Consider the following 22,706-nt stretch of genomic DNA (forward strand, 5'->3'; position numbering starts at 1 on the left):
TGGTGCTCCTCTTCAGGTTTCAGCCAGCATAGCGCGGTTTGGCGGGAACGGGTTCCGCGGATTTGGGGATGGGGTGTTGGCGGGAAGGAAACACGCCTGAATCCGGTCGTTACCGGATTCAGGCGCAAGGCGCTTACAGCACTTCGAAGGTCAGCCCGGCGTGATCCACCAGCCGCTTCACCAGCTTGTCGCCAAAGGCGGTGGCCGGGGTCCAGAATCCGCCGCCGACCTTGGCCTTGTCGGTTTCCAGTGCCAGGCAGACCGCCGCTTCGCCCAGTATCTTGGCGGTGGAGCCATAGCCGGGATCACGGTCGCCGGTCACCTTGACCACCATCTTCTGCCCGCTAGTCGTGCGACCGAAGAAGCGGAAATCGTAGCCGCCTTTTTCCTGTTCTTCCGGCGTCGGGCCTTCACCCGGCTGCGGCACCACCTTTTCCAGCAGGAAGCGGGTGGGCGGCAGGGCGGCGGCGGCCAGGAAGCCCGCCAGTCCCGCGCCGATGGCGGTGGCCACGGCGCGGCCCTTGAAGCCGTTGCCGGTCATCATCGCTTCGTCATAACGGAAATCCGCGCCGTAGTTGCCGCCCACCAGATTGGAACGATGCACCACGCGGGTGTTGATGCCCGCCATGACGAACGGGGCCAGCCAGCTGCGCGCGTCCTCATCGTATTCCGCCAGTGTCACATTGGGCTGGCGCACGCCCTGGACGCCGGGGCAGAGTGCGTAGGGGTTGGACATCAGCTTGCGTACGGACGGATCCTTTACGCTTTCCTGCACCACGTTCAGCATGCTGGCGACGGTGCCGCCCGACGCGCCGCCGCGCATGTTCTTGATGCGCAGCTTGATGGTGGAGCAGGGTTGGCCGAACTGCTGCCTGGCATGCTGTTGCAGGAAATGCACGCCCAGGTCGGAGGGAATGGAGTCGAAGCCGCAGCAATGGACGATGCGCGCGCCGCTCTTTTGGGCGGTGGCTTCGTGTTCGGCGATCATGCGGGCAATCCACTGCACCTCACCAGTCAGGTCGCAATAGTCGGTGCCGGTTTCGGCGCAGACCTTGACCAGCGGCGAGCCGTACAGGGCGTAGGGGCCGACGGTGGAAACAATGACGCGGGTTTGCGCGCACAGGCTGCGCAGCTCGGCTTCGTGGGCGGCGTCGGCGACGATCAGCGGCAGGGCGGCGGCTTGCGGCCCGAGGCTGGCGCGCACCTGTTCCAGCTTGCCCAGGGAGCGGCCCGCCAGCGCCCAGCTGACTTCGCCGCCGATGCCGTGACGCTGCCACAGGTAGCGGGTGAGGATCTGGCCGACAAAGCTGGTGGCGCCGAAGACGACGATATGGTGCTGGGACATGGGGGTGCTCCGTGTTGAGGGCGGTGTGCGGGGAGTATAGCCGGATGGCGGACGAGGGAAAGGTATACAGAATGGTTGAAACGGTTTGATGGCCGTGATCGGGATAAGAAAGGCCGCCAGGGATTGACGGCCTTCATTACCTCGCAAAGGCTTTGGCTTAAAAACCGAGCAATGTTGAAACGGATACGACTTTCGGGGTGCCGACATTCTGGCCGTCGTGCTTCAGTTGCAGCATTGCAGAACCCGTATCAGGAACGGCATAACTGATGTAAAGCCCGGTGCCACCGCTACCGGTAACCGTCATTGCACCACCGTATGCCAGTGGCTGGCTAACAGACTTGATAATGGGTGTGGTGATATTGAAAGCGACACTGCCGTTGATGTTGGCATTGTTGCTGACAATGCTGCCGCTGCCGGTAATGGTGACTTTGCTGAAGTCCGGCGACTGCTGGACCAGAGTCAGGTCTTCATTCAGCGTAAATTGCCGGGTTACGTTGACGTTATTCACCGGTGCGGTTGATTTCACCGTCAGGTCATTGATGCGGTAGTTATTGGATGAGTACGCCGTGTTGTTCTGGGGAAAGCCGCTTTCCGTGCTGGTCCAGACCGCGGAGCCGCTCACGACTTCACTGCTGTAAACGCCTTTACTGATCTTGAAATTGGTAAATGTCAGCGTATCCGTGGTGCTGGTAGTGGTTTCAGCGTTGAAAGCGTCTTGAATCTTGCCGTTGACAGTTGCGCCGTCTAACGTCGTGCAATTGGTGAACTGGACGGAGCCCACTTCCGTGACATCCCAGTCACCATTCGAATTCCGGTCATCGAAGGAAGACGCCATCGAGCCGCTGGACGGGCAAGGGCTCGTATCGCTAACCAAGGCACCGATGACTTGTGCCGACATGGGATGCGCGGCAGCCCGCCAGTCCTGATGCAGTTTTCCGATCAATTCGCGAAGGCTGAAAGAGGGGGCGCTTTCCGATGGGGCATCTGTCGGTTCAATGGCCGTAGCCAAGGCGCTATTCACGTCATTCAGGGTTCCGGTGAAGTTGATGACATTGCTGTTGACTTCAACGGCTACAGGCTGCTGGGAGCCATCCTGCATTTGATAAGAAGGGCTGAATCCCGTGCTGGATCCACCGCTGCCACCACCACCGCAAGCGGCCAGTGAAAGGGTGAGCAGGGTCAAGCCGGTATGGGAAAAAGGGAGTTTCATTCCGTAGCCCTTTTCAGATGATGCGTTATTCCGGATAGGCATCAAGCGCCTGTCCGATTGAGGTTTGGGGACGTGGCTGAGTTTACGCTGAATGGGAAAAGGCGTGGAAATAATCTGCCGGGTTCGGGCGTGCTTGATGGCTATGCTCGCCTGCCGGATAGCCTTCTTACGGATAAAGCGGCTTTGCCTGTCGGTGGGCACCGTGGGCAATCCGAAATCCGTTTTGCGGAAGGGTAGCGGGTTTAAGTCCAAAGCGTGACGGGGCCGTATTGGCCCCGTCAGTCCATCAAGCCTTTGCTTCCTGCCTCCTTTTCAACGCATAAAACAGCACCGGAATCACCACCAGCGTCAGCACCGTCGACACCAGAATCCCGAAGATCAGCGAAATCGCCAGGCCATTGAAGATCGGATCATCCAGGATGAAAAACGCGCCCAGCATCGCCGCGACGCCGGTCAGCACGATCGGCTTGGCGCGCGTCGCCGCCGCTTCCACCACCGCCTTTTCCAGCGCCACACCGTCCGCCAGCCGCAGGTTGATGAAATCCACCAGCAGAATCGAGTTGCGGACGATGATGCCCGCCAGCGCGATCATGCCGATCATCGAAGTGGCGGTGAACTGCGCGCCCAGCAGGGCATGGCCCGGCATCACGCCGATGATGGTCAGCGGAATGGGCATCATGATGATGGCGGGCACGCTGTACGAGCGGAACTGCGCCACCACCAGCAAGTAGATCATGATCAGGCCGACGCCGTAGGCAATGCCCATGTCGCGAAAGGTTTCGTAGGTGATCTGCCATTCGCCGTCCCACTTCACCGCCACTTCGCGGTAGGGGTCGGAGGGCTGGCTGATGAAATACTCCTTTACCGGCGCGCCGTTGGGCAGCCTGATCTGCGACAGCGGCTGGCGCATGGCGAACAGGCCGTACAGCGGCGAGTCCAGCTTGCCCGCCATGTCGCCCATCACGTACATCACCGGCAGCAAATCCTTGTGGTACAGGATCGGATCGACGGTTTCCTGATGCACCTGCACCAGGTCGGATAGCAGCACCAGCGTGCCATTGCCGGACTTGACGGCCAGTTTCAGCACATCGTCGAGACGGGCTTTCTGGGTGTCGGGCAGGGTCAGGCGCATCGGCACTTCGTACTTGGCGCCAGCGGCCAGCAGCGGCGCGGCGTCCAGCCCTTGCAGGCCCAGGCTGAGCGTGGCGGCAACCGTTTGCGGGCTGACACCCAGCACCATCGCCTTGTTCTGGTCGATGACCACGCGCAATTGCGGCGCGGCTTCCCGCCGGGAATCGTCACGGGCCACGATGTCCGGGGTCTTGTCGAAGAGGGCGCGCACGGCTTGCGCGGCCTGGGTGCGGGTCGCATCGTCCGGGCCGTAGATTTCCGCCACCAGCGGCGACATCACCGGCGGGCCGGGCGGCACTTCCACCACTTTCAGCTTCGCACCATGGGCGGCGGCAATCTTTTCCAGTTCCGGACGCACGGCCCCGGCAATCTCGTGGCTCTTGCGGTTGCGGTGATGCTTGTCCACCAGATTGACCTGCAGGTCGCCTTGTTCCGCGTCGGCGCGCAGGTAGTACTGGCGCACCAGCCCGTTGAAGTTGATCGGCGCGGCCGTACCGGCATAAGCCTGGTAGTGCGTCACTTCCGGCACGGTGGCGAGGTAAGCGCCCATGTCGTGCAGTGCGGCGGCGGTCTGTTCCAGCGGCGTTCCGGCGGGCATGTCCACCATCACCTGGAACTCGGACTTGTTGTCGAAGGGCAGCATCTTCAGCACCACCAGCTTCACCACCGCCAGCGACACCGACAGCACGATCAGCCCCACCACGCCCCAATACAGGCGGTGACGGTTGCGCTTGCCCGTTGTGGGTTGCAGGAAGGGGGACATGATCTTGTGGAAGAAGGCATTGAGCTTGCCCGCTTTTATACCCTCCTGTGGAACAGGGGGGTGGCCCGAATGGGCCGGGGGGTTAGGGCCGCCCACCGAACACGCCGTTGTATCCGGAGTTGTATTTTGGCGACCGTCGTTAACCCCCCCGCGGCCTTCGCCGCTCCCCCCTATTGCATAGGGGGGAAGGCCCGTGTGAGGGTGTTTCAGCAACTTCAACGCCAGCCACGGCGTAATCACAAAGGCAATCGCCAGCGACAGCAGCATGCCCATCGAGGCATTGATCGGGATCGGGCTCATGTACGGGCCCATCAGGCCGCTGACGAAGGCCATCGGCAGCAGCGCCGCGATCACGGTCAGGGTGGCGAGGATGGTCGGGCCGCCCACTTCGTCCACGGCTTCGGGAATCACTTCCAACAAGGGCTTGTTGTCCAGCACCATGCGGCGGTGGATGTTTTCGACCACGACAATCGCGTCGTCCACCAGGATGCCGATGGAGAAGATCAGCGCGAACAACGACACCCGGTTCAGCGTGAAACCCCAGGCCCAGGAGGCGAACAGCGTCGCGGCCAGCGTCAGCAGCACGGCCGTGCCGACGATGACGGCTTCGCGCTTGCCCAGCGCCAGAAACACCAGCACCACCACCGAGAAAGTGGCGAAGATCAGTTTCTGGATCAGCTTCTGCGCCTTGTCGTTGGCGGTTTCGCCGTAATTGCGGCTGATGGTGGCTTGCACGTTGGCGGGAATGACGGTGTTCTTCAGTTCATCCACACGCTGCATCACCCGTTCGGCGACATCGACGGCGTTTTCTCCGGATTTCTTGGTGATGGCGATGGTCACGGCCGGAAACTCGCCGTCCGCCTTGATGCCGGAGGTGGTGGCGGCCTTGCCGGTGCCCAGCCAGACATAGCGGTTGGGCAAGGCGGGGCCGTCGGTCAGCGTCGCCACTTCCGAAAGGTAGACGGGCTTGCCGTCGGTGACGCCCACCACCAGGCTTTCCACGTCCTCGCGGCTGCGCAGGAAGTCGTTGGCCTGCACCACGGTGAGGGTGTTGTTGCTGACCAGTTGGCCCCCGGGCAGGGCGACCTGGCTGCGGCGCAGCAGGTCGGCCACTTCCAGCGCGCTGAGGTTGGCGGCGCGCAGGCGTTCCGGGTCCAGTTCGATGCGCAGCTCGCGGCCGGGACCGCCGATCGTTGTCACTTCACGGGTGCCGGGCACGCGTTTCAGTTGGGCCTCGGCGGCGTGGGCGATGCGTTCCAGCTCATAACCGGCCAGCGTGTTGTCGGGATTCCACAGCGTCAGGCTGACGATGGGAACATCATCAATGCCCTTGGGTTTCACCAGCGGTTCGCCGACGCCCAGTTCCGGCTTCAGCCAGTCGCGGTTGGCCTGCAGCGTGTCGTGCAGACGCACCAGCGCTTCGGTGCGCGGCACGCCGACCTTGAATTGCAGCGTCATCACCGCCATGCCGGGACGGGAGACGGAATAGACATGCTCCAGCCCCTGGATTTGTGACAGCACCTGTTCGGCGGGCGTGGCCACCAGCGTTTCCACATCCTTTGACGTGGCGCCGGGGAAGGGGATCAGCACGTTCGCCATGGTGACGTTGATCTGCGGTTCTTCCTCGCGCGGGGTGACCATGACGGCAAATGCCCCGAGCAGCACGGCGATCAGCGCCAGCAGCGGGGTCAGGTGCGAGGTCAGGAACTGGCGGGCGATACGACCGGAAATACCCATGGGTCAGTCTCCTCAGGGCTTCAGGGTAGCGGCAACGGGATCCAAGGCGACCTGCTCGCCTTCCTTCACCCCGGCCAGCACTTCCACCAGACCGCCGGGCAGGCTTTGACCGGCGCGGATCTGGCGCAGTTGCGGGGTCTTGCCGGACGGCACGACATAGACGGCGGTGAGTTCGGAACGGCGCAGCACGGCGGCGGCGGGCACCACCAGTCGGCGCGCGGTGCCGGTGACGAAGTGGGCGCGGGCGAACTGGCCGGGAATCAGGTTGGCGGTATCGGCGGGCAGCATCACCCGCACTTCGGTGGTATGGCTGCGCGGATCGGCGGAAGGCAGCACGATCAAGCTGCGCGCCGCCTGCCAGTTCGGCAGGCCGGGGATTTCCACATAGGCCTTCGCGCCGCGACGCACGGCGTCAATCTGGGTTTGCGGAATCTGGGCGGTGACCCGCAACTGCGAGGGATCGTAGCCGGTGGCCAGCGGCGTGCCGGGTGCTGCCATTTCCCCCAGTTCCACATGCAGCGCCGACATGACGCCGGAATAGGGCGCGATGACATTGGTGAAGCTGCGTGCGGTGGTGCTTTGGCCCAGATTGGCCTTCAGGGTGTTGACCTGCGCCTGCGCCGACTTGAAGTCGGCTTCGGCCTTGTCCACCTGCGCCTGGCTGACGTATTTCTGCGCCAGCAGGTCGCGCACGCGCTCGTACTGCTTGCGGGCGTTGTCCATCTGCACCTGCGCCTCGTTCAGGCGCGCCTGCATGCCCGCGACATCCTGATTGGCGGTGGCGGGGTCGATGCGCATGATCACCTGCCCCTGCTGCACGCGGTCACCGGCGCGGAAGTTGATCGCGACGATGCGGCCCGAAGTCTGGGCGCTGACCGTGGACTGGCGCTCGGCCTCGGCCACGCCGAGGCTGCTCCAGGTGGCTTCGACATTGCGGTATTCCACCGGCGCCGTGGCGACGGGAGCGGCTTGCGCCAGCAGCGGCAGGGCCAGCAGGGCGAGGGGCAGGTGTTTCATGTGCGACTCCTGTTGTTCTGGTTCCCTCTCCCAAGGGGGAGAGGGCTAGGGAGAGGGGGGATGGACAGTGGTCTGAACATGTATTTTCAAGCGGCCACCGCCGAACCCTCTCCCGACGCTACGCGCCACCCTCTCCCGGGCCTCGGGAGAGGGAGATTCATCAGCTAACCGGGCATTCCTTCTTGAAACCCAGCTTACCCAAAAACCAGACCATCGGACACCAGCCGGTAAAGCCTGACTGGAACAGGTTGAGGCCGACAAAGGCGGTGAACAGGAACCAGGCCGGATTGACGAAGTAACCCAGCGCGACGCTGAGCATGACAAAGAAACCGGCGACGATGCGGAGGCCTGCATTGATGGTCATCATGATGGTGTTCCTCGATGGGGTTGCGATAGTGCTAATACTATACCCCCATGGGTATATGTCAAGGGTTGAATGCCATGCTTCGGTACAGGCGAAAGGGTAGAATCGCCGGGTTGATCAGACAAAGTTTTCCCATGCCGACCCTGAAACCCCTGACCCTCGATGATCTGGAAGCGGTGCTGGCCATCCAGTCCGCCTGCTATGAGCCGTTTTTTCATGAATCCGTCGCCGCCTTCCGCGCCATGCTGACGGCGAGTCCCGACACGCACTGGCTTTGCCGCCGCGAAGGCAAGCCTCTTGGCTATCTGGTCACCTTGCCGGTGGCGGAAGGCAAGCTGCCTGTGCTGGATGCGGCTGCCGTTGCAACGGTGGATACACCGGAATGGCTGTACGTGCATGATCTGGCTGTTCTGGCCGAAGCGCGCTCGCTGGGGCTGGGCAGGCGCTTCATGGCGGAAGCGGAACGGGTGGCTCGTGAAAAAGGGCTGCGCGGGTTGGCGCTGGTGGCGGTGCAGGGGGCGGAAGGGTATTGGGCGAAGGCGGGGTTTCGTGCGAAATTGGAAGTTTCACCCGCGCTGGCGGGGAAATTGGCCAGTTTCGGGGAAGGGGCGGTGTACATGGAGAAGGCGTGCTAGGAACGGCTCGCCAGCCGCTCCCGATTGATCACTCCATGGCCACGGCTGCGGCCTCGCTGCCGGTTTGTGCCGGTTTCTTAAGCAGCAGCACCATCGGCAGCGCCGCCAGCGTAATCCACATCATCAACCGGAAATCCTGCAGGTACGCCAGCGTGGCGGCTTGCCGGTTGATTTCCTGATTGATGGCTGTCAGTCCTTCCGGGGTGCTCAGGTTATAGACACCGGCCTGCACCGCCTGCGCCAGCGCCAGATTGTCGGGGTTGATGGAGGCCGCCAGCGCGGCGTGATTGATCTGCGTGCGTTGCGCCAGATAGGTAATCACCACCGAGATGCCGATGCTGCTGCCCAGATTGCGCATCAGGCTGAACAGCGAAGCGCCTTCATTACGGAAGCGCGGGGCCAGCGTGGCGAAGGCGATGGTGGACAAGGGCACGAAGATGAACCCCAGCCCCAGCCCCTGGGTGATGCCAGTGCGTACGATGTCCCAGCCGCTGATGTCGGTGGTGAAGCGCGTCATTTCCCACAGTGAGGCGCTGGTCAGCAGCAGTCCGGCGGTAATCAGGTAACGCACATCAATCCGGCCGTTCAGTCGCCCCACCAGAAACATCGCGAACATGGTGCCGACGCCGCGCGGGGTCAGCAGATAGCCGATATCAATGACCGGATAGCCCATCAGGCTTTGCATGAACGGCGGCAGCAAGGCCATGGTCGCCAGCAAAATGATGCCGATGGTGAAAATGAACACCAGCCCGACGTTGAAGTTGCGGTCGCGGAACAACGCCGGTTCCAGAAACGGCTGCCGGGCGGTGAACATGTGCGCAATGAACAGGTACATCGCCAGACCCGCCACCATCGCCTCAATCACCACTTCCGGACTGGCGAACCAGTCCAGGGATTCCCCCCGGTCGAGCATCATCTGCAAGGCGGCTACCGCCAGGCTGAGCAGGGCGAAGCCGGGCAGGTCGAAACGGCGGCTGCGGTCGATGGGCGTTTCCTGCACGAAGGTGGCCAGTCCCAGCCAGGCCAGCAGCCCGAACGGCAGGTTGATGTAGAACACCCAGCGCCAGTTGTAATACTCGGTCAGCCAGCCGCCCAGCGACGGCCCCAGGATCGGCCCGACCATCACCCCCACGCCCCACATCGCCATCGCGGAGCCGTGCTGTTCCTTGGGATAGGTATCCAGCAGCACCGCTTGCGACAGCGGCACCAGACAGGCGCCAAACACGCCCTGCATCAACCGGAACAGCACGATTTGCGGCAGGCTTTGCGCCGCGCCGCGCCGCGCCGCACAGCATGGAGGCCAGGGTGAAGCCGATGACGGCGGTGATGAAGACGCGCTTGCGGCCGAAGCGGGCGGTGAGAAAACCGGTCAACGGCATGAAAATCGCCGCCGCGACGATATAGGAAGTCAGCACCCAGGAAATCTGGTCCTGGGTGGCGCTCATGCTGCCCTGCATGTGCGGCAGCGCAACGTTGGCGATAGTGGTGTCCAGCGCCTGCATGATGGTCGCCAGCATCACCGACAGCGCCACCAGACCGCGCCGGGGCGCGGTGGCAGGACTGGCGATAGAAGATGTCATGACGGAAGCTCCGGATTACAGACCCGGCAAATGCCGTTGATGCCCGGTGTCGATCTCCACGATCGCGCTCAACCCGGCCCGCAAGGGCGGGCTATCCTTCGACTCATTCAGCCGGATGCGCACCGGCACCCGTTGCACCACCTTCACCCAGTTGCCGGTGGCGTTTTGCGCCGGAATCACCGACAGCTCCGAGCCGGTGGTGGGGCTGAGGCTGTCCACTTCGCCGGTCCACTGACGGCCCGGATAGGTGTCGATCCTCACCGTCACCGGCTGGCCGGGGTGTACATAAGTCAGGTCGTTTTCGGGAAAGTTCGCTTCAACCCAGGGCGCGCCGTTCACGACCAGCGACATGCTGCTGGCCCCGGCCTCCACGAACTGCCCGACCTTGGGCGGCTTGCCGACCGCGCCCGGCATGGTGGCCCGTACTTCGGTCCAGTCAAGCTCCAGCCGGGCCTGCTCCAGATCCGCCAGCGCCGCCTGATAGGCGGGCAACTGTTCCACCGGGGCATTGACGTTGCCGCCCAACAGGGCGGCCAGCCGTTGCAGGTCGGCCTGCTGCACGCCGGTTTCCCGAGCGGCGACTTCAGCATTCTGCTCAGCCTGATCCACTTGGGACGGGGACACATATTGCTGGGCCAGCAGGTTGTTCATGCGCTGCTGTTCCTTGCGCGCAAAGGTCACGCGGGTCTGCGCCAGCCGGATTTCCGCTTCCTTCTCGCGGTAGGCGGCCTGCTGCGCGGCCAGATCGGCGCGCACCTGCGCTAACCTCGCCTCGGCGCGCATGACCGCCACCCGGAACGGTCCCGGGTCCAGCCGGTAGAGGGGTTGGCCGATAGCCACGGTCTGGTTTTCGCTGACCAGCACTTCCCGCACCATGCCGGAAACGCGGCCGCTGACCGGGACTTTCGTGGCCTTGACGTAGGCGTTCTCGGTTTCGACGTAGCGACCGCCATGCAGGTAGACCATGGTCGAGGCAGTCAGGATGGCGGCGGGAACAGCGAACAGCAGCAGGAACCGCCTGGGGTTGCGGGTGGGAGCCGTAAGGGTACTGTCGGACTCCGGATTGGAAGCGGCGAGACTCATAATGGGCGACTCCGTAAAAAGCGCCTAGCGCGCGGACAGGTTGTCGCGCATCGTGCGCAGGGCATGGATCAAGGCATCCGCCTGATCGGGGTTCAGGTTGTTCAGGGCATCCGCCCGAATGGCGGCGGCCACGTTCTCGATGATGGCGATTTGCGGAGCGGCGGCCGGTGTCAGGAAAATGCGGTAGGCGCGGCGGTCATCGGGATCGGAACGTCGCTCCACCAGACCGTCGGCGGACAACTGGTCAATCAGGCGCGCGAGGGTGATCGGTTGTACTTCCAGCAGATCGGCCAGATCAATCTGGCGCACGCCTTCGTTCCGCGCCACAAAGATCAGGGCGCGTGCCTGGGCCATGGTCAGGTTGCTACCTTCCAGGCGCTGGCCGAAGCTGCGGCGCATCAGGCGGGCCACGTCGGAAATCAGGAAGCCCAGGCTGTCAGTGGGAGTAGGCATGGGTAGCTCATAACTAGTAAGTAATGCTTACTATGTGCCTAGAATACTAGTTGGTCAATATTTGGCAATGGAAAGGTATTCAGTGAGGGTGCGGTTTACAGAGGGAGGGAACTGGATTTGCTCCGGTAAGGTGTTTACCGGAGCGGGGTTGGAATCAGGTGGCGGACAGGATGCTCTGGACGGTGCGGAGCGCCTTGACCATGGCGGCAGCCTGTTCCGGATCGAGTCCACGGAGCACATCGCCACGGATGGCGTCTGCAGCGGATTCGATGGTGGCCAGTTGCGGAGCCGAGGCAGCCGTGAGGTAAAGACCCCAGGCATGGAGGTTACCCGGCTCTTGCCGGCGTTCGACAAGGCCGTCGACAGACAGCTGGTCAACGATCCGCGCCAGCGTTACGGGGGCTAATTCCATGAGTTCAGCCAGTTTTGACTGGGTGATTCCCGGATGACGGGCCGCAAATGTCAGGACACGCGCTTGGGTGGTGTTCAGGCCGCCGCTTTCAAGGCGGCGGGCGAGGCTGCGGCGGAGCAGGCGGGCGACATCGGAAATCAGGAAACCGGGGCTTTCTTGGGAGAGATGCATGGACGTCTCGGTAGTGCTAAAGCTGTCTTTGCCGTGGGTGGAGGCAGCCTGATGACCACCAACCGTTAATGCTCGAACGAGCTGGTATTGGCTGAGCCGGGGCAGAGGTCGGCAGTCATTTCAGGCGGCATGATTATCCGACAAATCAAGAGGACAATACCGGGACGGATTTCGCAAAACAAAAAAGGCCAGCTTACGCTGACCTTTTTTGATAAATCTGGTGGCTATGACGTCTATCAAATTGTTTCGTAAGTACATGAAAAATAAAAATAATAATTTCTTACAATTCAGTGTTACTGCCAAAGTTACCGACATTGAATTTCGAGCCTTTTGATGGCCAAGCCTCAACAAGCCAAGTCCTCAGTTCGACTCCCGAAACGAGAGTTGAATTATAAAGGAAATTGCCATGCTGGACATCGCGACTGCGGCTGCGAGGCAGGATTAGAGTCAAATTTGATGGCAGGGGGCTTTATCCATTTGACATGACAGACGTTGGCGACTGTACAGAAGAAAAGCCCCCGACGTACACTTTTAGGCGAGAGCAGACCCACGGCTTCGGGATGAACGGAAAAGGGTGAAACGCAGCCAGTAGCTGTACAGTGCTTGATCAGTGAAGTTGCCGCTCATGGGGTTAGCTTTGTTCTGGCATTTGTAACTGCGGTGGCGGAGGAGATCATGACCAGCTATGATTTGCATGAAACCTCAATGAAGTATCATGCAATGGAAACCGCCGTCGCCCCCTTCTCAAGCTCATCGCCACGAGCCAGGCAGAATGCCGTGGATCAGGTTGCGAGGATGCTGCACGCCGGTAAGGTCTACCGTCGGGAAGATTTGGCTCGGGTTTCCAAAGCGGTAGACAGGCACATGGGTGAGCTGGTTGCCGTTGGTGCGTTGAAGCGCCTGGCGCAAGGGCTTTACTACGCACCGAAGCGATCTGTATTTGGCGTCTTGCCCCCGGACGATCATGAGTTGGTTGCCGCCTTCCTGCGTGATGAAGACTTTCTGGTTTTTTCCCCGTCAATGTACAACACGCTGGGTTTGGGTACCTCACAGCTTTATAACAAGACCCTTGTCTACAACCATAAGCGGCACGGGCGCTTTACATTTGGAAATCGCCAATTTGATTTTCGGGTGAAGCCCCGTTTTCCCAGGCGACTCACGCCTGAGTTCCTGTTTGTCGATGCACTCAACAATCTGGACGAATTGGCAGAAGACAAGCATCAGGTGCTACAGATGGCGGAACGTAAGCTTTCGACGTTTGATCCGACCGAGTTAAGGCGCGCCGTATTGGATTACGCTTCCGTTGCCACTCAAAAGCGTTTCAAACGGTGGCTCAATGTCTGACTTTCTTCATAATCACAGCGACTTCAGCGGCCTGCTGGCTATCGTGGCTGATGAGCGCGGGATTGATCCGGTGCTGGTAGAAAAGGACTACTGGATTATGCATTGCCTGTGGGGATTGCAGGCATTGCAGTTCAGGTTCGAACTGAAGGGCTGCACATCGCTATCAAAAGGCTTTGGCGTCATCCACCGGTTCTCGGAAGACATTGATATCCGGATAGAACCACCCGATCACATGCAGGTCAAGGTGGGTAAAAATCATGACAAGCCTGCACATATAGAGTCACGGCGATACTATTACGAATGGCTCGCCAGGAACATCACCATTCCGGGCATCGACTTGGTTGAGCGCGATACGGCATTTGATGACGAAAAGATGCGCAGCGCCGGAATCCGGTTGCGCTATCCCAATCGGGTTGGCCAACAGAGTGGTATTAAGGATGGAATCTTGCTGGAGTTGGGCTTTGATGACACGACCCCCAATTGGCCGGTTGTCATCTCATCCTGGGCCTACGAGGCGGCGGTCAAGGCTGGAGTGCCGATTTTTGACAATCGAGCCGTCGATGTACCGTGCTACCAGCCTGCCTATACCTTTGTCGAGAAGTTGCAAACGGTATCAACCAAGTACCGGCTGCAAAAGGCTGGTGAAGCATTCCCGGCCAACTTCATGCGCCACTATTACGATATCTACTGCCTGCTTACGTTGCCTGAGGTTCAGGAATTTATTGGTACACCCGCCTATGAGGCGCGCAAGGTGCAGCGGTTTCGGAGTGGGGACGAGCTGATCGCCGCCAAAAATCCTGCTTTTTTGCTGGATGATCCTGAAGAGCGAGAGCGCTTTTCCCGTGAATATAGAAGGACTTCGGCCTTGTACTACAACGGGCAGCCAGACTTGACGGACATTCTTTGTCGTATCGGGCAATTCCTAGATAAAATGTAGCGATCTTTGAGCTGCCACCACTTGCCGCCAGTGTATGAAAGTCCAAGGCAGGCTTGGATCTGAAGTTGATGGCAGGGGCATCTCATGGTGGGCAAGACGGCGTTCGAACTTTGACACAAAGTAGCCCCCGCCTTACGATGCTGGGCGATTCAGAGTGTTGTGGGCCTGGTGATCCGGGATGGCTGTGATGTACCCGCTAAGTGGTACGCACTTTAGAGATGAAAGCATTGAAGTTGATCGCTCTCGTTGGTGGTTTTCTGGACTGAATCCCGTAAAGAAGGAGAAATTAATTGAAGCTTGATTTTGAAAAAATACTTGATGGCTCAAAATTCTATCCAATCGAGGAGTTGGAAAATTTGTTGGCTTGGCCCAAAGGGTATATTTTGAAATCGGCTATTAAGAAAGGGCCCAGATTATTGGTTTGCATTAAGGTTTCTGATGGTTGTGAGGCTTTCTCTATTGATATATCTTCAATTAATCAGGGTTTTGTTGAGCGGATTCGTCATAAAAGTAATAATCCTAATTATCCATCCCCATCTGTTTTCGAAGCCCCTCAGTGCGAATTGCGGGGGCAAGTGATCGCATTAATAGTAGACCGGAGTGTGCTTGTTGATGTAGAAAAAAATTGGTCTGGAGTCTGTCAGAAATTCTTTAGAGAAGCCTACGTTGTTGTGAAGAGGCACCCAACGCTTTCATTTAAGTTATTAAAGTTGATGTCTCCACAAAGGCTTCATGATCTAAATGCACCTAGGGATGTTCTTTGGAACGTAGACCCCGAACGTGCGAGATATGCCGTGTATCGTTCGGATACGAATATTGAGTTTATTGATGGCGCTGGCTATACTGATCCATTGAATGTTCCTGTGAAAATAGATGCTCTCTATATTAGAGGCTATGATTTTATTGAGTGGTTCAAGCAGGTTGGATATTTTTATACAGGTAATATTTGGCGGCAACCTGAAAGCACGGTTTCGCTGTCGGATAGTTTAGCGCCAGTAGATATTTCGCCGGATGGTTTAGAGCCAGTAGATATTTTGCCAGGTAATAATGTTCTGTCAGAGTTAACCGGTGAGGCTGAGGATTCTACTCGCCAAAAGAAATTAAGAATGAATGAATTCCGTATCCGGGTTAAGCGGGGACTTGATTCTATAATGAAAGAGCGCAATATTTCAGCTGCGGATGTTTATGCAGATGACTTGCTGCGTTTGTTTAATGAGGAGGCGAATAAGGGCGGTGGTGATTTCTTCTTTGAGTGTGTAAGTGTTGCCGGGAGCTCAAAAGAGTTGTTTTTCAGAAATTCAACAGGAGGTAGGATTCTTGTGAGCAAAAAGAAAACGGCAGCTTGTCTGAAAAGGGTTGTCGAATTGATAGAAAAAGGATTGTGGGGATCGGATGGTGATTGATGTGGAATGCGCGGCAGATGCATTCAGTTCTGATAGCGTTGACTGCTGAGGCCAACAATCTGTCGTGCGCTGACAGTCGCGGCCCTCGATAGGCTCAATCTTCAATTGATTGGAAGTTCCTGAGTGCCTTGCCGCACAGGCCATCTGTAGTGTACCTCTCGGGCGGGCGGTACTATTAGTGCTTAATAAGCCTAATAAGCCATGCCCCTGGTTAGCCCACCCGCACAATTGCTCTCGATCACGTTGATCCTGCAACAGGCGTGTTGCCTGTTGCCGCTATCGAGAGTTGAATGATGAATGCAACTGTTATTCGCCCCATTATTCGGGCAAAAGACTTTTGTAAAATGACCGGTATTCCCGATTCGACCCGTGCCGTTTGGGAGAATCCGAAATCCAAATACTACGATCAGACCTTTCCTAAGAAAGTTCGCCTTGGGCCGCGCACGGTAGGCTACTTCTTGGATGAGGTTGTGGCCTGGCTGGAGAGTCGTCAGGAAATGAATGCCGTACCTGAGGGGCAGAAGGCGAAGGAGGAATCGAAGTAATCATGGATGGCATTATACCTGCCGGGTATGACCCGGCAGAATACTGCTGGTTTTGGTATCTCAGTTTTCTTCTTGAAGAGTATTAGCGATGAGTAGTCTTATTAACGCTAAAGGCAATCATGATGCTGAGATGGCAAGTAATGGACTTGAGGCTATTCTGGTGACGGATTATCCTGATTTGATTTTTAGTCAGCCTGAGATGATTCGCTTGTTGTGCCCGAGTATGGCCAATCCGTTTATTGCGCCTGAAGTGCTTTCTGTAGTGAGGTGGGTAATCGCGATCAAGGATAACATCAATGTCTGGTCTGGAATGTTTGGAGGGCATGTTGGTAAGTCCTATGCTCGGATTTATATTGATGATTGCCTCGGAACGCTGTGTCAATATTTTCCCGCGCTGCAGCTCTCAGCGGACTGGATAATGTTTGAGGAATTTGGGGAAATGAAGCCTGCCTTTATCGAAATGGCTAGGCATCAAAATCATGGCGCACAATCGCTCTTGGATAAAATGTGGTCTGGCCCTGACTGCTTGATTCAAAGCCAACTGCTGCGCCATCATGTTGATGAAGCGGTTTGGCCCTCCAGCTCCTTATTTGTGCATGCATTGGCTGCATTTGCCCAGTGTGCCACCTCCGACCTTGTCAAATTGTTGACGGATAAAGCTCTTTCTTCGTGGGGCATATTTTGGGGCGAAGCGGTGGATTATCGTTATATGGTGGCCAATCTTCCGGTGTTGCTCGGCTTCTGGAGCATGACTGGTGCACCCATGACGTGGTGGCATCGCCAGCGCCGACTGGCAGTGGTCGAGCAAGTCCGTGTGTTCGATCCGCAGTGGTTCGCCCTTGCTTACCAGCACGGAGTCATGCTGGCTGTGGTCATGGGCCATCATTACAGTACCGCGAAGGTGGAGTAAGCAAGATGACTATTCCTTACTTCAGCGTCTTGTTGTCGGAACTTGCCGAACGCTCCCTTCAGGTCGTGAAACGGCATCTGAAAATCCTTCATCCCGCTTTGCGAGCTTACCTTGACCAATTGATGACCGAGACCACGCTTTTCGCCAGTGATCCGGTGTTTGAGCCGACCTTCGGATGGCGGCAGGCTGTGTCCACCATGGATGAATTGTCCACATCGTTGCTTAGTCCGGCCTTGGTTGCTGCACTGGATGCTCCTGGCGGGGAGGAGGGGGCGAATTATCGCTTTGCACGTCATTTCCACCCCTACCGTCATCAGCATGAGGCTTGGGAGCTCCTGTGCCAGCTGCCCGCTCAGTCGGTGCTGGTCAGCTGTGGGACTGGGTCGGGTAAATCTGAATGCTTCATGGTCCCGATTCTGGACAATCTGGTGCGTGAACAGGCGCAGCTTGAAGCAAATTTGGAAGGTGTTCGCGCCCTGATGATCTATCCCTTGAATGCGCTCATCGCCAGCCAGCAGCAACGGCTCAATGCCTGGACCTGGCCGTTTGGCAAGGCGATTCGCTATTGCCTGTACAACGGAAACACCCCGCACCGGCCGACCGGCAATCAGACCGGCAGCCCCAGCGAGGTGATGGATCGTCAGACGTTGCGTGAGTCGCCGCCCCCTATCCTGGTGACGAATGCCACGATGCTGGAATATCTGCTGATCCGTCCTGAGGACGCACCCATACTTCATCAGTCGCAGGGCCAGTTGAAGTGGATTGTGCTGGATGAAGCTCATACCTACATCGGCTCCAAGGCCGCTGAGCTGGCGTTGCTTCTGCGCCGTGTCATGATGGCTTTCGGGGTAAGGGCGGAGGAGGTGCGCCTCATAGCAACGTCGGCGACTCTTGGCGGCTCGGATGTCGATCTTCATCTTCAACGGTTTCTCGCCAAGTTGGCCGGGGTGCCGTTGGCGCAGGTTCACATCGTCAAGGGGGAGCGTGAGATTCCTGGCCTTGTTAAAGGGCATTGGAAGCATGCCGACAAAACGCTAGCTCAGTTGGAGACCCTGAAGGATGAGTCGCCCGGTAGGCTTTACCGGGTGCTGAGCGGGAACAGGATTGCGCGTGCTCTGCGTGAAGCTTTTCTAACCGATAACGGATGTAAGCCGCAACCTCTGTCAGGCCTGTTGGACTTCGTCAGTAGTGCTGTCGGGGAGATGGACAGCCGCCAAGCCTGTCTGCGATGGCTGGATTTGCTGACCCATGTCCGTGACGAGTCGGGTACGCCATTCTTGCCCTTGCGCATGCATGCCTTTCAGGGTGTATTCGATGGCCTGTGGGCGTGCTGCGATAAACAGTGTTTTCGGCGTGAGGGAACGGCGCTGGACTCACCAGACTGGGCCTTTGGCAAGGTGTATACGACCGCACGCACCTATTGTGAATGCGGCTCACCCGTGTATGAGTTGCGATCCTGTGATCACTGTCATACGGTCTATCAGTGGGCTGAATGGAAAGTGGATGCTGGTTATCAACTTATCCGCCAAGCAGTATCCCAGGGTGATGACTTTTCCTCTGGCCTGGACTCGCAGGATGCGGAGGCAATGCCCGCGATTCGGAAGGTTGGTCAGCCGTGGCTGCCAGTACTGATTCATGGTGAGGATCAGCATGGACTCTGGACGGATTTTGTTGATGCGGAGGCTGTAGCCCGATTCGGCAGTCTGAAGTATGCCCGCACCGTTCGCGTTGCTGCAGACAGGATGGAGTACATGCATACCCTGACCTGCCGATCCTGCGGACGGGAACATCGTCAGGATCGCCCTGTGTTTCAGTCGCTCCGTTTGTCCGCCCCGGTGCTTCAGGAGGCCTTGTTGCCTGTACTGCTCCGACACGCCCAGCCCATCGACGCCAGTTCAGTAGCCAAGGAATACTTGCCCTTCGCAGGCCGCCGCCTGCTGACCTTTACGGATAGTCGCCAAGGTACAGCGCGGTTTGCGCTGAAATGCCAGCAGGATGTGGAACAGCGGTGGCTGCAATCACAGGTTTTACAACGGGTGGTCGCTGTTTCGAGAGAGATTGATCCAGGCAAAGCGCAGCAGACGCTGTTCGATATCGAGCAACTGCGTGACCGGCTTGACACAGTGGACCCACAGCATCGGCCGATGCTCCTGCACGCCATCAAGTTGCATGAAAAGGAGTATCAGCGACTCCTGACGCCACCCTCGGTGTCGTTTGACCGCTTGGTGCGTTGGCTGTCCAAACGTCCAGAATTGCTTGACCATCTGTTACCGGAGTACCGGCGCAAGGATCCCGTAAGCTTCGATGCAGACAACGGGGCTGAAAATTTGGCGCGCATCTTCTTGTTGCGGGAGTTCGCCCGTCGCCCCGTGGCTCTGAATAATCTGGAAACACTGGGGTTGGTGTCCGTGGGCTATCCAACGCTTGAGCGGATTAAGGAAGCGCCCATCCTGGAAATGACATTGGCGGAGTGGCGCGACGTTCTCAAGGCTACGCTGGATTATGTCGTGCGCGGGCAGGGAGCATTGCGCTTTCCTGAGGGGTGGTCTGCCTGGAGCGGAGCTCAGTGGCCTGCTAGTGTGCTGTGGGCTCCGAACACGTTTCCGACCACACCCTCGTCACGCAACCTGTTATGGCCAAGCTTACGGGAAGGGCCAGGCGGACCATCCCGCCTGATTCGATGGTTGGAGAAGGCATTCGGCCTGAGCCGGTATTCACAGGCGGGTCGCGATCATATCGCAGGGCTGTTATGCCGCGCCTTTGACGATCTGGTGGAAGTCGGCCTTTTGCAGCTAGAAGGAGAAACCTGGTTGCTTGACCCCGCCTCATGGGTGCTTCAACTGCCGAATGAGGTTCATGGGTGCCCGGTCACGCATCAGTGCCTGGATACGGCGCTACGGGGCATTACACCCAATTTGCCGCGCAGGAAAACCTACAAAGGAAGCGTGCAGGTGCAAAAGCTTGCCTGGCCATCATTCGGTCAGCGACTGCGCGCTGCCATTGCGGATGGAGAACGTATTTTCATTCAGGATTGGTTGGCGAGCGATCCGGCTATTACGGCATTGCGCGCAACGGGCATCTGGTCAGACCTCCAGGATGCCGTTTTGCTGAACGATCCGCTTTTCTTGGTCGCTGAGCATTCTGCCCAGCAGACGCATCAGACCTTGCGCCGGTATGAGTCGGCATTCCGGCGCGGGCGCATCAATGTGCTGAGTTGTTCGACTACGATGGAGATGGGCATCGACATCGGCGGCATCTCGGTCGTGGCGATGAACAATGTCCCGCCGCATCCCGCCAATTATTTGCAGCGGGCCGGACGTGCGGGGCGACGCGGTGAAAGCCGTTCCGTGGCCTTTACCCTTTGCAAAAGCAATCCGCATGATGCCCATGTGTTGAGCCATCCCCTGTGGGCGTTCGAGACACCGATCAAGCCGCCCACCGTGTCATTCAGTAGTGCTGATCTGGTAAGGCGTCACGTCCATGCCTTTCTGCTCGCAGAATTCCTGAGGGAGGTTTCCGACGGAACCTCCCTGCATCGACTCCGGGTGGGCGGTTGGTTGCTTCCGCTGGGTGAGTCACGGTCTGATGCTTTTCTCCATTGGTTGGAGGTTACGGCGCTCAATCCGGGCGAGGTGTTGTCAGGTAAGCTGGCTGTACTGGTGAAATTGACCGCACTTGAATTTCGAACGGTTGCCGAGTTAGTCCAACAGTGTCAGGAGCAGTACGGACAGTTTGTACATCAATGGTCTGCCCGCTATGAGCCGGTCCGCAAGGCGATTGAAAACTATCGTGCACGCCCCACTCGTCATAACGAAGCTATTTTAAAGCTGCTGGAGTCGCAGGAACGGCAGATGCATGAGGAGTCTTTACTGACCGCGCTGGTCAGGCAAGGGCTCTTGCCGGGCTATGGGTTCCCCGTGCATGTGTTGAGTCTGAATACCACGTCCTTGATATCTAATGCCCGCAGTCAGGCCCAAGCCAAAAAGAGCGATGTAGCCGGGCGGCAAACTGACATGCCGCGCCGGGATGTACGCATGGGGTTATTGGAATATGCGCCTGGAGCGGAGGTCGTCATTGACGAACAGGTCTATCAATCAGCCGGGTTGTCCTTGCCGGAGTACGGACAAGGCAATTCTGATCATCAACCGGTTGATCAGCGCTTGCGGCATGTGTGGCGGTGCGAGTCTTGCGGAACAGTGACGTCCGCCGCCTACGGAACATCGCCCGGCAAGTGTTCTGCGTGTGAAGCCTGGCTGAGCCGACGGACGGAGCATCAATTTTCCATGGTGGAGCCCGAAGGGTTTGCCGTGGACCTCTTCTCCCAACCGCATCGAAATCTGCACGCCCAGCGATTTATTCCACCCGCTGAAACCTGGGTGCAGGCATCAGGTGAGTGGCGGTCACTGGAACTGGCGGAGTGGGGCGGCTACCGGTGCAGCGCCGACGGTACGGTCATCCATCAATCTGCGGGGCACAGTGGAAACGGTTACGCGGTTTGTCTGAGTTGTGGCCGTGCCCAGGAAATGAGTGAGGGCGGCCGGACTCCCGAAGTCTTCACGAAGCCGCATCATCGCCTCCGGGGTCGGCAAGGTCCTGAGGATGAACCTTATTGCGCTGGAACCATTTCGGATGGAACGATCGTGACCGGTCTGCACCTTGGGCATACCTGCCGGACGGATGTTTTGGAGGTCTTCCTGCTGAATCATCGTCAGCCGATCGCGGACCTGTCCTTGGCCTATACCTTGGCGATTGCCATGCGCAACGCGGTGGCGAGATTGTTGGGAATTGAGACGGGTGAGCTGGGGGCGGAGGTGGCTTGGCGGGATCTTGACGGATTAAAAGGCAATGCAATAGTTCTGTATGACCTTCATCCGTCCGGCTATGTCTCTGGCTTGCAGGATCGAATGCCGGAAGTCCTTCACTACACGCGTTTATCGCTGGAGTGTCCGAATAATTGCCAAAACGGATGTCCCGCATGTCTTCAGCATTTTGACACCCGCTCCCGGACCCGGCTGCTGGATCGGCAGAAAGCATTGCGGTCATTCCCGCAAGGATGGACCAACAACCGATACTGGCATGCAGTCGGGAAAATGTTTGGAGCGGGGACCGCTCTTGAGACCCGGCCTCTGATGGAGGCCTTGACGCGAGAGATGGATCAACTCGATACACGGCAGGTGCGTCTTTTTCTGTCACCCGCGATGTTATCAGGGGAAGAATCCAGTAAGCGACTGCATGATGCCTTGGGGCTTTGGCGCTCGCGCGGTGTTGAGGCCTCGATAGTCGTAGTTTCCCAGGAAGATTCATGTGATCTGAGCCGGGTTATGGCATTTGCTGGCCGTGCTGGCATACCGTTGTATCGCCAACTGGATGCAAGCCTTTCACCTAGGTTGGAGTTGTTGGCGGAGTTGGAGACCTCGCGTGGATGTCTGTATTGGGGGCGATGGCGTAGTAGCACCGATACGGCCGCCATGTTCACTTGGCCGCGGCGTGAGGATGAACCGATCTGGCGTAGTGTGCCGATGTCGGTTTTCGAGATGAGCCTTCAGCTGGTGTGATGAGGCTCCTAAGCATGCGGGATTGATTAAAACTCCCTGCAACTTAGGTTTTGCATCAAATGCAGTGTTTTTGCTAAAGTGTACTTTTACTAAAGTTGCTATTTAGTGGGT

General features: G+C 58.3%; 16 protein-coding genes and 2 pseudogenes. 8 read left to right on the plus strand and 10 right to left on the minus strand.

Features of this window, described 5'->3' with window-relative positions; genetic code table 11:
• Positions 1–133: 133 nt before the first annotated feature.
• The 5 genes from EV700_RS07545 to EV700_RS07565 form a co-directional block, all read right to left on the minus strand.
• Positions 134–1,345, minus strand: coding sequence for a saccharopine dehydrogenase family protein (locus EV700_RS07545; protein ID WP_130412353.1), 1,212 nt, complete (start codon positions 1,343–1,345; stop codon positions 134–136).
• 157 nt (positions 1,346–1,502) lie between these two features.
• Positions 1,503–2,765, minus strand: coding sequence for a hypothetical protein (locus EV700_RS07550; protein WP_130412355.1), 1,263 nt, complete (start codon positions 2,763–2,765; stop codon positions 1,503–1,505).
• A 76-nt stretch (positions 2,766–2,841) separates the two neighbouring features.
• Positions 2,842–6,186 (minus strand): efflux RND transporter permease subunit, encoded by a 3,345-nt coding sequence (locus EV700_RS16915; RefSeq protein WP_207224604.1) that lies wholly within the window; start codon positions 6,184–6,186, stop codon positions 2,842–2,844.
• A 12-nt stretch (positions 6,187–6,198) separates the two neighbouring features.
• The gene (locus tag EV700_RS07560; protein ID WP_130412357.1) at positions 6,199–7,203 is read right to left on the minus strand and encodes an efflux RND transporter periplasmic adaptor subunit; all 1,005 of its coding nucleotides are present in this window, start codon (positions 7,201–7,203) and stop codon (positions 6,199–6,201) included.
• A 160-nt stretch (positions 7,204–7,363) separates the two neighbouring features.
• Positions 7,364–7,570 carry a YgaP family membrane protein gene (locus EV700_RS07565; RefSeq protein WP_207224605.1) on the minus strand — a complete coding sequence of 69 codons (207 nt, stop codon included), beginning with the start codon at positions 7,568–7,570 and terminating at the stop codon, positions 7,364–7,366.
• Positions 7,571–7,701: 131 nt separating this feature from the next.
• On the opposite strand from EV700_RS07565, the gene EV700_RS07570 reads away from it, so the two are divergent.
• Positions 7,702–8,202 carry a GNAT family N-acetyltransferase gene (locus EV700_RS07570; RefSeq protein WP_165391374.1) on the plus strand — a complete coding sequence of 167 codons (501 nt, stop codon included), beginning with the start codon at positions 7,702–7,704 and terminating at the stop codon, positions 8,200–8,202.
• A gap of 28 nt (positions 8,203–8,230) precedes the next feature.
• On the opposite strand, the pseudogene EV700_RS07575 reads toward EV700_RS07570, so the two are convergent.
• Together EV700_RS07575 and EV700_RS17300 are read right to left on the minus strand one after the other, a co-directional pair.
• Positions 8,231–9,466 (minus strand): annotated as a pseudogene (locus EV700_RS07575) (DHA2 family efflux MFS transporter permease subunit); the annotation flags it as partial.
• A gap of 67 nt (positions 9,467–9,533) precedes the next feature.
• Positions 9,534–9,719 (minus strand): annotated as a pseudogene (locus EV700_RS17300) (MFS transporter); the annotation flags it as partial.
• On the opposite strand from EV700_RS17300, the gene EV700_RS17035 reads away from it, so the two are divergent.
• On the plus strand, positions 9,646–9,822 hold the full coding sequence (locus EV700_RS17035) for a hypothetical protein (protein WP_242610225.1): 177 nt from the start codon (positions 9,646–9,648) through the stop codon (positions 9,820–9,822). The pseudogene EV700_RS17300 and the gene EV700_RS17035 overlap by 74 nt on opposite strands.
• Here EV700_RS17035 and EV700_RS07580 read toward each other — a convergent pair.
• The 3 genes from EV700_RS07580 to EV700_RS07590 all read right to left on the minus strand — a co-directional run bounded on the left by EV700_RS07580 (position 9,798) and on the right by EV700_RS07590 (position 11,901).
• Positions 9,798–10,865, minus strand: a complete 1,068-nt coding sequence (locus EV700_RS07580; RefSeq protein ID WP_130412361.1) for an HlyD family secretion protein — start codon at positions 10,863–10,865, stop codon at positions 9,798–9,800. The genes EV700_RS17035 and EV700_RS07580 overlap by 25 nt on opposite strands.
• A 24-nt stretch (positions 10,866–10,889) precedes the next feature.
• Positions 10,890–11,318, minus strand: coding sequence for a MarR family winged helix-turn-helix transcriptional regulator (locus tag EV700_RS07585; protein ID WP_130412363.1), 429 nt, complete (start codon positions 11,316–11,318; stop codon positions 10,890–10,892).
• Between the two features lie 154 nt (positions 11,319–11,472).
• Entirely contained in the window at positions 11,473–11,901 is a 429-nt protein-coding gene (locus EV700_RS07590; RefSeq protein WP_130412365.1) for a MarR family winged helix-turn-helix transcriptional regulator, read from the minus strand.
• Positions 11,902–12,576: 675 nt separating this feature from the next.
• Here EV700_RS07590 and EV700_RS07595 point away from each other — a divergent pair.
• From EV700_RS07595 to EV700_RS07620, 6 genes are all read left to right on the plus strand, one after another.
• Entirely contained in the window at positions 12,577–13,245 is a 669-nt protein-coding gene (locus EV700_RS07595) for a hypothetical protein (RefSeq protein WP_242610210.1), read from the plus strand.
• Positions 13,238–14,182 carry a nucleotidyl transferase AbiEii/AbiGii toxin family protein gene (locus tag EV700_RS07600; protein ID WP_130412367.1) on the plus strand — a complete coding sequence of 315 codons (945 nt, stop codon included), beginning with the start codon at positions 13,238–13,240 and terminating at the stop codon, positions 14,180–14,182. The genes EV700_RS07595 and EV700_RS07600 overlap by 8 nt, the downstream gene beginning before the upstream one ends.
• 290 nt (positions 14,183–14,472) lie before the next feature.
• Entirely contained in the window at positions 14,473–15,585 is a 1,113-nt protein-coding gene (locus tag EV700_RS07605) for a hypothetical protein (RefSeq protein ID WP_130412369.1), read from the plus strand.
• Between the two features lie 290 nt (positions 15,586–15,875).
• Positions 15,876–16,130, plus strand: coding sequence for a helix-turn-helix transcriptional regulator (locus EV700_RS07610; RefSeq protein ID WP_130412371.1), 255 nt, complete (start codon positions 15,876–15,878; stop codon positions 16,128–16,130).
• 88 nt (positions 16,131–16,218) lie between these two features.
• On the plus strand, positions 16,219–17,040 hold the full coding sequence (locus EV700_RS07615) for a hypothetical protein (protein ID WP_130412373.1): 822 nt from the start codon (positions 16,219–16,221) through the stop codon (positions 17,038–17,040).
• 5 nt (positions 17,041–17,045) lie between these two features.
• Positions 17,046–22,595 (plus strand): DEAD/DEAH box helicase, encoded by a 5,550-nt coding sequence (locus EV700_RS07620; protein ID WP_130412375.1) that lies wholly within the window; start codon positions 17,046–17,048, stop codon positions 22,593–22,595.
• Positions 22,596–22,706: the final 111 nt, after the last annotated feature.

Source organism: Fluviicoccus keumensis (assembly GCF_004217445.1).
Lineage (GTDB): Bacteria > Pseudomonadota > Gammaproteobacteria > Pseudomonadales > Moraxellaceae > Fluviicoccus > Fluviicoccus keumensis.

Bases quoted from the DNA above. Each gene is read 5' to 3' on its own strand.
- EV700_RS07545 (WP_130412353.1), bottom strand. From the start codon at position 1,345: ATGTCCCAGCACCATATCGTCGTCTTCGGCGCCACCAGCTTTGTCGGC.
- EV700_RS07610 (WP_130412371.1), top strand. From the start codon at position 15,876: ATGATGAATGCAACTGTTATTCGCCCCATTATTCGGGCAAAAGACTTT.
- EV700_RS07570 (WP_165391374.1), top strand. From the start codon at position 7,702: ATGCCGACCCTGAAACCCCTGACCCTCGATGATCTGGAAGCGGTGCTG.
- EV700_RS17035 (WP_242610225.1), top strand. From the start codon at position 9,646: ATGCTGCCCTGCATGTGCGGCAGCGCAACGTTGGCGATAGTGGTGTCC.
- EV700_RS07595 (WP_242610210.1), top strand. From the start codon at position 12,577: ATGACCAGCTATGATTTGCATGAAACCTCAATGAAGTATCATGCAATG.
- EV700_RS07620 (WP_130412375.1), top strand. From the start codon at position 17,046: ATGACTATTCCTTACTTCAGCGTCTTGTTGTCGGAACTTGCCGAACGC.
- EV700_RS07615 (WP_130412373.1), top strand. From the start codon at position 16,219: ATGAGTAGTCTTATTAACGCTAAAGGCAATCATGATGCTGAGATGGCA.
- EV700_RS07580 (WP_130412361.1), bottom strand. From the start codon at position 10,865: ATGAGTCTCGCCGCTTCCAATCCGGAGTCCGACAGTACCCTTACGGCT.
- EV700_RS07600 (WP_130412367.1), top strand. From the start codon at position 13,238: ATGTCTGACTTTCTTCATAATCACAGCGACTTCAGCGGCCTGCTGGCT.
- EV700_RS07560 (WP_130412357.1), bottom strand. From the start codon at position 7,203: ATGAAACACCTGCCCCTCGCCCTGCTGGCCCTGCCGCTGCTGGCGCAA.
- EV700_RS07590 (WP_130412365.1), bottom strand. From the start codon at position 11,901: ATGCATCTCTCCCAAGAAAGCCCCGGTTTCCTGATTTCCGATGTCGCC.
- EV700_RS16915 (WP_207224604.1), bottom strand. From the start codon at position 6,186: ATGGGTATTTCCGGTCGTATCGCCCGCCAGTTCCTGACCTCGCACCTG.
- EV700_RS07585 (WP_130412363.1), bottom strand. From the start codon at position 11,318: ATGCCTACTCCCACTGACAGCCTGGGCTTCCTGATTTCCGACGTGGCC.
- EV700_RS07565 (WP_207224605.1), bottom strand. From the start codon at position 7,570: ATGATGACCATCAATGCAGGCCTCCGCATCGTCGCCGGTTTCTTTGTC.